Origin of the sequence: Clostridium thermobutyricum DSM 4928 (genome assembly GCF_002050515.1) — a bacterium.
Lineage (GTDB): Bacteria > Bacillota > Clostridia > Clostridiales > Clostridiaceae > Clostridium > Clostridium thermobutyricum.
Genome location: NZ_LTAY01000003.1, coordinates 1 through 1,294, shown reverse-complemented (window position 1 = coordinate 1,294; position 1,294 = coordinate 1). Strand labels below are relative to the sequence as shown.

1 rRNA gene is annotated in these 1,294 nt (G+C 52.7%); it reads left to right on the top strand.

Annotated elements, in window-relative coordinates:
• A 23S ribosomal RNA gene (locus CLTHE_RS00030) occupies positions 1–1,294 on the top strand; the annotation flags it as partial.

Genomic DNA, 1,294 nt, shown 5'->3' with positions numbered 1-1,294 from the left:
GTGCTAGCTATTGGATGCTAGTCTAAGCGTTTAGGGAGTTAGAGGAGGCAAATCCACTCTAACATATCCTGAGGCGTGATGGGGAAGGTTCTACGGAACCGAAGTGCTTGATTCTATGCTTCCAAGAAAAGCATCTAGAGAGAGAAGTAGTGCCCGTACCGCAAACCGACACAGGTAGGTGAGGAGAGAATCCTAAGGCCGGCGGAAGAATTGCAGTTAAGGAACTAGGCAAATTGACCCCGTAACTTCGGGAGAAGGGGTGCCTACGAGAGTAGGCCGCAGAGAATAGGCACAAGCAACTGTTTAGCAAAAACACAGGTCTCTGCTAAAGCGAAAGCTGATGTATAGGGGCTGACGCCTGCCCGGTGCTGGAAGGTTAAGGGGAATACTTAGCGCAAGCGAAGGTATGAACTTAAGCCCCAGTAAACGGCGGCCGTAACTATAACGGTCCTAAGGTAGCGAAATTCCTTGTCAGGTAAGTTCTGACCCGCACGAATGGCGTAATGACTTGTGCACTGTCTCAACTGCAAATCCGGCGAAGTTGTAGTGCGAGTGAAGATGCTCGCTACCCGCGATTGGACGGAAAGACCCCGTAGAGCTTTACTGTAGCTTAGCATTGAATTTCGGTATTATCTGTACAGGATAGGTGGGAGACTAGGAAACTAGGACGTCAGTCTTAGTGGAGTCGCCCTTGGGATACCACCCTGATATTACTGGAGTTCTAACAGGACGCCATGAAACTGGTGACTGGACATTGTTAGGTGGGCAGTTTGACTGGGGCGGTCGCCTCCTAAAAAGTAACGGAGGCGCCCAAAGGTTCCCTCAGAACGGTCGGAAATCGTTCGAAGAGTGCAAAGGCAGAAGGGAGCCTGACTGCGACACCCACAAGTGGAGCAGGGACGAAAGTCGGGCTTAGTGATCCGGTGGTACCTCGTGGGAGGGCCATCGCTCAACGGATAAAAGCTACCTCGGGGATAACAGGCTGATCTCCCCCAAGAGTTCACATCGACGGGGAGGTTTGGCACCTCGATGTCGGCTCGTCGCATCCTGGGGCTGAAGTAGGTCCCAAGGGTTGGGCTGTTCGCCCATTAAAGCGGCACGCGAGCTGGGTTCAGAACGTCGTGAGACAGTTCGGTCCCTATCCGTCGCGGGCGTAGGAAATTTGAGAGGAGCTGTCCTTAGTACGAGAGGACCGGGATGGACTGACCTATGGTGTACCAGTTGTTTCGCCAGAAGCATAGCTGGGTAGCTAAGTCGGGAAGGGATAAACGCTGAAAGCATCTAAGCGTGAAGC